We start from the raw sequence: 8,108 nt of genomic DNA on the forward strand, positions 1-8,108 counted from the left end.
ATTATATCAAAAGAGCTTTTGGAGATTATGCAGGTTTTATATCGGGATGGTTTGATTATATAACCAATGTGGTTCCACCCGCTTTTTACTGTATAGTGATTAGTGAATACATTGTTATTTTATTTCCTAATTTATAAAGTTACTCAACAATCATTGCTATTGCTTTTTTAATTGGATTTGTATTAATACATATCAGCGGGGTAAAAAACGGCAGTCTGATTCAGCAAATAACTAGCTTAATTAAAGTCATTTGTTTTGTTGCATTAATTGTGGCTTGCTTTATGTATTCCGGAGTAAAATTAAATCCTATCGAAAAAAATAATTCTTTTTTTGGAATAGGAATTTTGTTTGGCTTTTTCAAATCACTGCAACTCATCATTGGTACTTATGACGGCTGGTATTCTGTTTGTTTTTTTGCCGAAGAAGATAAAAACCCAAGTGAAAACATTCCCAAATCATTATATACTGGAGCCATACTCGTAATATTGATTTATGTATTAATCAATATTGCTTTTTTGCATGTCTTACCAGTTGCTTCATTGGCCAATTCCCATTTAGCTGCTGCTGATGTATCCAAAGTAGTTTTTGGAAATAACGGTGCTATCATAGTAACCGTTATTGCCATATTATCTTTAATCAGCATTCTAAATGCTTATATGATGATACCGGCAAGAATACTGTATGGTTTGAGTCGTGATGGCTTTTTCTTTCAAAAAGGGACAGCTATCAACAAAGGTGGTACTCCAATAGTTACACTTTTAATTTCTTCCTTATTTAGTTTACTATTAATTAGTATCGGTTCATTTGAAGTATTATTTTCATTTGGAACTTTCATGTCTGTTATTGTTTGGGGACTTGCTTATTGCTCGCTGATAAAATTAAGAACCAAAGAACCTAATTTACCCAGACCCTATCATTCTTGGTGGTATCCTTGGTCAACCATAATTGCAATTACGGCAACATTCGGATTATTAATTGGTTTCATTTATAGTGACACCAAAAACTTTATTATCATTTTAATTATTTCTTTAATTTCATATCCGTTATTTTTAGTGCTAAATCACAGAAATAAAAAGAACAAATAACAAATTCATAAAACTAAAAGTTCCAATGTTGAAAAATTCCAGCATTGGAATTTCATATTTAAATTATCGGCTTTTATCTCAGATCCGACAAGCTCAGCTCTAGAGTAGCTATTTTAGAAAGTGCATCAGTTTCATTTTTTTTACTACAATTGCTTCCATAGACACGAGAAAAAATTTTAATATTATAATATCAACTCCCCATAAGTATTTTTAAAACTTTTGATACCAATTTTTTATAAAAATTTATGCACAAAAGCTATATTTATACTATTTTTGAAATTAAAAAAAAATTAAATGAAGAAATTCAAAAACCTAATAGGAGCTTTATTATTAGTATTTATATCATGTTCTGACAATGGAACTCAAGAATCAATTCAAGAAAATAAAAAGCTACTTCTTAAATCAATTCAAGAAATAAGTCCTTCAAGCGGTTTGTCAACTATATTTACTTATGATGGATTTAAAATCAAAGAAGTCTCAACAACTGGCATTAACATTGGTCCAAAAAAAATAACTTATGCCTATACTGGGGATTTAATTACTCAAGAAAATGGCTATGTAGGTGACATACTATATTTTAGCAACGAATATACTTACGAAAACAACAAGCTAAAAACTGCTATTTCTAAAATTACTAACGGCGGAACAATTTTTCCGCCTATAAATGAAACCAAGTTAATTTATAATTACTTACCTGAAAACATTGTAGAAATCAATAGCTATACTTACTCTTTTATCAGTGATTGGGAACAAAGTCAATTTTTACCCAAAGTAAAAGTATATTTTAATGAAGACAACATTATAAAAAGAGAAACCATGGATTCAGATGGTCAAATAATATCTAGAATCGATTATGAATATGACAATAATCCCAATATATATAAAAATGTAATTGGGTTTAATAAATTGTTCTCCACAAATGATTATACAAATAATTTTAATCGCCATTTTAACATTAAAGATATTAACAATGCGAATAATGTCATAAAATTCAAAGAAACAATAAATGGATTTATTACTGAATCTGAGCATTATAACTACACCGTTAACTTAGATGGCTATCCAGATGAAAAACGAAGTTATTGGAGCAGTAATCAATATCTTATCGAAAAAAAATACACTTATTATTAATTTTACACTCATAAACCTAAAAAAATCCCAATCCTGAAATTTCAGTATTGGGATTTTATATTTTAGAAAAAGAGAAGTTATTATTTCAAACTCACTAAACTCTGCTCAATCGTAGCAATTTTAGAAAGTGCATCGACTTCTTTTTGTCTTTCGTTTGCCAAAACTTTTTCTGGTGCACCGTTCACAAATTTCTCATTTGAAAGTTTGCTTTGAACCGATTTCAAAAATCCTTGTGTATACACCAACTCAGCAGTCAATTTTGCAATTTCTTCCTCCACATTGATATTTCCTGTGATTGGAATAAAATATTCATTCGACTTTACTCTAAATGACAACGCTCCATCCACTTTGTCCGAAACATATTCTAATGAAGTGATGTTTCCTAATTTGGTCACAACTGAATCAAAATAAGTAGAAGCTTTATCATTGTTTACTACTTTCAATTCGATAGTATCTTTAAATGGAATATTCTTGTCCTTACGAATGGTTCTGATTCCAGAAATCACATCGATGGCATTTTCAAAATCAGTAATTAATTGCACATTAAAAGGTTTCATTTCTGGCCAAGTCGAAACAATTAATGCTTCTTCAGTTGTTCTTTCTGCCAATATTTGCCAAATTTCCTCTGTTAGGAAAGGCATAAACGGATGCAATAATTTTAAGTTATTTTCCAACATTTCTATCGCTTTCGCAAAAGTTACGCTGTCAATTGGCTGTTGGTAAGCTGGCTTGATCATTTCCAAGAACCAAGAACAGAAATCATCCCAAACCAATTTGTAAATTCCCATCAAAGCGTCTGAGATTCTATATTTCTCAAAGTTATCCTCGATTTCCAAAAGTGTTTGCTGCAATTTGGCTTCATACCATTCAATTGCTACTTTAGATGATTCCGGCTGTGGAATTGCATCAGATACTTCCCAACCTTTTATTAATTTGAAAGCGTTCCATATTTTATTAGAAAAAGCTTTTCCTTGATTACATAATTCTTCGTCAAACATAATATCGTTACCCGCAGAAGCACTCAAAAGCAAACCTACACGAACTCCATCAGCACCAAACTTTTCAATCAACTCCAAAGGTTCAGGTGAATTCCCTAAAGATTTAGACATTTTACGACGTTGTTTGTCGCGAACCAATCCCGTTAAATATACATTTGTAAAAGGTTTTTTTCCTGTATATTCATACCCAGCAATAATCATTCTCGCAACCCAGAAAAACAAAATATCTGGTCCAGTTACTAAATCATTTGTTGGATAATAGTATTTAAAATCTTCACTTTCCGGGTCCATAATTCCACCAAAAACAGACATTGGCCACAACCAAGAAGAAAACCAGGTATCAAGTGCATCTACATCTTGTCTAAGGTCGTTGGTTGTAAGTTGTTGGTTGTTGGTTTTGGCTTGAGCCAATTTCAAAGCTTCTTCAATAGTTTCGGCAACTACAAAATCTTCTTTTCCATCTCCATAATAGTAAGCTGGAATTTGTTGTCCCCACCACAATTGACGGGAAATATTCCAATCACGAATATTGTTTAACCAATGCGCGTAAGTGTTATCAAAACGTTTTGGATGCAATTTAATGTCCCCATCAACCAAAACTGATTGTATTGCTGGTTTTACCAAATCTTCCATTTTCAAGAACCATTGGTCAGACAAACGAGGTTCAATAACCGCTTTAGTTCTTTCCGAAGTTCCTACTTTATTCAGGTGTGTTTCAGTTTTAGCCAAATCACCATTCGATTCTAATTCTTTTACAATCTCAGTACGAACCACAAAACGGTCTTTCCCTTGATAGTGTAATCCAAAACTATTTAGCGTAGCATCATCATTGAAAATATCAATAATCTCCAAATTATGCTTCTCTCCTAACGTTTTATCATTCATATCGTGAGCTGGAGTCACTTTCAAACAACCTGTTCCGAATTCAACATCTACATATTCGTCTTCGATAATCGGAATCACTCTACCGCAAATAGGAACAATCGCTTTTTTTCCTTTCAAATGCGCAAAACGTTCATCATTTGGATTGATACAAATAGCAGTATCTCCAAAAATAGTCTCTGGACGTGTAGTTGCTACTGTCAAGAAATCTTCGCTTCCTTCAATTTTATATTTTAGGAAATACAATTTTCCTTGTTGCTCTTCATATATAACTTCTTCGTCAGACAAAGTCGTTTTGGCTTCAGGATCCCAGTTCACCATACGGTAACCACGATAAATCAAACCTTTGTTGTATAAATCTACAAAAGATCGAATTACAGATGCCGACATGTCCGGATCCATAGTAAACTTGGTGCGTTCCCAATCACAAGAACAACCCAACTGTTTCAACTGGTCAAGAATAACCCCACCATATTTATCAGTCCATTCCCAAGCATGTTTCAAAAACTCTTCGCGGGTTAAATCATTTTTATTGATTCCTTCCGCTTTCAATTTAGCAACTACCTTAGCTTCTGTGGCAATGGAAGCGTGATCTGTTCCCGGAACCCAACAAGCGTTAAAACCTTTTAAACGCGCTCTTCTAATCAATACATCTTGAATCGTGTTGTTAAGCATGTGTCCCATGTGCAAAACTCCAGTTACATTGGGTGGTGGAATTACGATGGAATAAGGTGTTCTATGGTCTGGCTTCGAATGAAAATAATTATTTTTCATCCAATACGCATACCATTTATTCTCGATAGTTTTAGCGTCAAATTGTGCTGGAATTGTCATTTTATTGTGGATTCGTTTAATCGTTAAATTTGGTTTTCAGTTTAACCGATTAAATAAATAATCGATTAAATAAATAAACTTCTAATCTTTGGTTTGATTTTTGATATTCATATAAGGCACAAAAGTAAATAATTAAGCACAGTATAAAAAGAGAAATAAAAAATTGTGCATTAATTAAAAGATACTATATTTACTATGCCTACTAAAAAATCTAAGAATATGAAAAATATTACAGCTTTTATCGTTTTGCTTTTTTTTAGCAACATTGGCTTTACACAAAGTGGTCCAAAAATCAACATCCTTCAGGCAGAAAACACGGTTGATTATGGAAAAGTGTACAAATCAAGTGACAATGGTGTTCGAAGTTTCACATTTACCAATACAGGTGATGCACCATTAAACATAAGTGGAATTCAATCTACGGCAAGTTGTACCATATTATATAAACCTAGCCAGGCAATTGCTCCAGGAAAATCAGATAGAATTGAAATAAAATACAACATGGTTCCTGGCCCAATCCGCAAAACCATTACTTTAGAAACCAATGCGGTAAACTACGAAGAAGGTCGAGTACCACTAAAAATTAAAGGAGAAGTACTCACAAACTAAAATAATTTCATTAAAAAACGCTTTTAAAATAAAAGCGTTTTTTTTTTATAAAATATCCTGAAGTTGGAAAGCAAATTTTAATATTTGATTGTTTCTTTCTATTTCCAAATAAATCCATTTATCCTCTTCCGATTTAAACATTTCATTTAATTTTTGTAATGAATATCTATACGCAGGTGATTTATTAACTGAAATAATGATATCTCCAACCTGTAAACCAGAATTTGCTGCAGGTGATTTTTTTCGAATGTTGGAAATCTCGTATATCGGTTTAAGTTGAAATTTATACTTAAAATCATTGGTTATATTTTTTCCGCTACTGTCAAATGTAATTGCTCCTGACAAAGGAACCGTTTCCAACTTCACAGTTTCTTGCACCCATTGCAAACCATTGTGTTTTATTTCAATACCACTCTTATTATAAGTAAATGGCTCACTGAAATTAGAATTTTTCTTTAAATACAATTTTTCATTTTTATAATCAAAAATTACTGAAAAACGTTTTAAAATTTCACCACCAACAGAACCAACTCGATTTTGCACCATGCGAACACTTTTTATGGAACTGGAATCGGGAAATGCAACAATCGGAGATTTAAAGTCATATTTATCAAATGAAAACTCAGAGATTCTAGCTCTTTTCCCTTCTATATCACCGCTAAAACCCTTTCCTAAAAAATCTTCAAAATTTCTAGCAGGCACTTTAATTTGTTCTGATAAATTTTGAAAAAGCCAAATCGAATCACTATTCCCTATATCAATCAATAATTTCACATCCACACCTGACTTATCCATAACAACATTACCCATCAAATAAGGTTTAAACTTTTCAATTGTAATTGGAATTGTGCTAAATTTTTTTTCAATTTTTTGTCTTTTTTCTTCCTCATTTTTATAAATAGTTATCTTTTTACTAGCGTAATCGACACGAATCAAATTATCTTTGAAGAATTCGTAACCGATAATACCATTTACAGGAATTCCAATTTGAGAAGACAGATTAAAACTCTGATCCAAAATAACATAAATAAGTTGATGATGGGATGTCAAACCATTTAATTCTAAAATATTGTTGGTGGTTTTCAAACCTTCAATAGCATCTTCACTCCCCAAACCTCTTAAAGTAATTTTTTCGGAATTATAAAATTTAACGTCTGGATTATCTTCTAAACTAAAAAGAATCGTTTCCTCAACACCAGTATCCAAAAGAAAATTCAGCTCTACCCCGTTTACTTTTATAGGAATAAATACCAAATTATTAATTAAAACCAGCGGTACAGTAACTTTTTCGATCCCTTTGTCAAATACAAAACCATCCTGAGCAGAAACAGGTATTATTGTTATTAATAAAAGAAAAAATATACATTTTTTTTTCATTTAGTTACATTTCTATATTATTACCCAATTATACGATAAAAATGGACGAAAAACAACAAAATAGACACATTGTTTACAGTGTTTTTGGAAAATAAATTGCAAATTTGCACCTCAAATTTTACAATCATGCCTGAAATTTCAATCAGAGGTCGAAGAATGCCGGAATCGCCAATCCGAAAATTGGCTCCTTATGCAGACGTAGCTAAAAAAAAGGGACATAAGGTTTATCATTTAAACATTGGACAACCCGATATAAAAAGCCCCGAAATTGCTATTAAAGCTATAAAAAATATTGATTTAACTATCATCGAATATGGTCCTTCTGCGGGATATGAAAGTTACCGAAAAAAACTAGCCCAATTTTACACCAAACAAGATGTAAAAGTAGGCTATGAAGATATAATGATAACTACAGGAGGTTCTGAAGCACTTTTGTTTGCTCTTGGAAGTATTATGGACCCAGGAGATGAAGTCATTATTCCTGAACCTTTTTACGCCAATTACAGTGCTTTTTCCGAAGAATCAAGTGCAAAAGTTGTACCTGTAATTTCTAATATTGAAAGTGGATTTACACTACCAACAATTGAAGAATTTGAAAAAGCAATTACGCCAAAGACAAAAGCTATCTTAATTTGCAACCCTAATAATCCAACAGGATATTTATACTCAGAATCTGAAATTAACCAACTGGGAGAATTGGTAAAAAAACACGATTTATTTTTAATCGCAGACGAAGTATATCGTGAATTCATATATGACGAAAGAGACCATCATTTTTCTGTGATGAACCTACAAGGAATCGAACAAAATGTAATCATGATTGATTCGGTTTCTAAAAGATATAGTATGTGTGGCGCACGTATTGGTTGTATGGTAACTAAAAATAGAGAAGTTATTGCTGCCGCAATGAAATTTGCACAAGCTCGTTTATGTCCGCCAACAATCGAACAAATTGCTTGCGAAGCCGCAATTGACACGCCTCAAAGTTATTTTGACGAAGTAATAGTTGAGTATAAAGAACGAAGAGATATTTTAATTAGCGAATTGAACAAAATAGATGGTGTAATCGTAAAGACTCCAAAAGCTGCTTTTTATTGTATCGCTCAATTGCCTATTGATAATGCCGATGTTTTTGCACAATGGCTTTTAGAAAAATACGAATTAAACGGTGAAACGGTAATGATAGCTCCAG

At 32.1% G+C, this 8,108-nt stretch carries 6 protein-coding genes; 4 read left to right on the forward strand and 2 right to left on the reverse strand.

Annotated elements, in window-relative coordinates:
• Positions 1 to 158: 158 nt before the first annotated feature.
• A complete protein-coding gene (locus VFS71_RS09395) occupies positions 159 to 1,085 on the forward strand; it encodes an APC family permease (RefSeq protein WP_414655995.1) in 927 nt (308 codons plus the stop codon).
• Between the two features lie 294 nt (positions 1,086 to 1,379).
• Positions 1,380 to 2,216, forward strand: a complete 837-nt coding sequence (locus VFS71_RS09400; protein WP_326400890.1) for a hypothetical protein — start codon at positions 1,380 to 1,382, stop codon at positions 2,214 to 2,216.
• 80 nt (positions 2,217 to 2,296) lie between these two features.
• Here VFS71_RS09400 and VFS71_RS09405 read toward each other — a convergent pair whose 3' ends face one another.
• Entirely contained in the window at positions 2,297 to 4,930 is a 2,634-nt protein-coding gene (locus VFS71_RS09405; RefSeq protein ID WP_326400892.1) for a valine--tRNA ligase, read from the reverse strand.
• Positions 4,931 to 5,149: 219 nt separating this feature from the next.
• On the opposite strand from VFS71_RS09405, the gene VFS71_RS09410 reads away from it, so the two are divergent.
• Complete coding sequence (locus VFS71_RS09410; RefSeq protein ID WP_326400894.1) at positions 5,150 to 5,539, forward strand: DUF1573 domain-containing protein; 390 nt, start codon at positions 5,150 to 5,152, stop codon at positions 5,537 to 5,539.
• 45 nt (positions 5,540 to 5,584) lie between these two features.
• On the opposite strand, the gene VFS71_RS09415 is transcribed toward VFS71_RS09410, so the two are convergent.
• The gene (locus tag VFS71_RS09415) at positions 5,585 to 6,916 is read right to left on the reverse strand and encodes a PDZ domain-containing protein (protein WP_326400896.1); all 1,332 of its coding nucleotides are present in this window, start codon (positions 6,914 to 6,916) and stop codon (positions 5,585 to 5,587) included.
• A 126-nt stretch (positions 6,917 to 7,042) separates the two neighbouring features.
• On the opposite strand from VFS71_RS09415, the gene VFS71_RS09420 reads away from it, so the two are divergent.
• The coding region (locus VFS71_RS09420; RefSeq protein WP_326400898.1) for a pyridoxal phosphate-dependent aminotransferase at positions 7,043 to 8,108 on the forward strand (1,066 nt) is incomplete at its 3' end.

The organism is Flavobacterium sp. (genome assembly GCF_035760125.1).
GTDB lineage: Bacteria > Bacteroidota > Bacteroidia > Flavobacteriales > Flavobacteriaceae > Flavobacterium.

Bases quoted from the DNA above. Each gene is read 5' to 3' on its own strand.
- VFS71_RS09400 (WP_326400890.1), top strand. From the start codon at position 1,380: ATGAAGAAATTCAAAAACCTAATAGGAGCTTTATTATTAGTATTTATA.
- VFS71_RS09405 (WP_326400892.1), bottom strand. From the start codon at position 4,930: ATGACAATTCCAGCACAATTTGACGCTAAAACTATCGAGAATAAATGG.
- VFS71_RS09410 (WP_326400894.1), top strand. From the start codon at position 5,150: ATGAAAAATATTACAGCTTTTATCGTTTTGCTTTTTTTTAGCAACATT.
- VFS71_RS09415 (WP_326400896.1), bottom strand. From the start codon at position 6,916: ATGAAAAAAAAATGTATATTTTTTCTTTTATTAATAACAATAATACCT.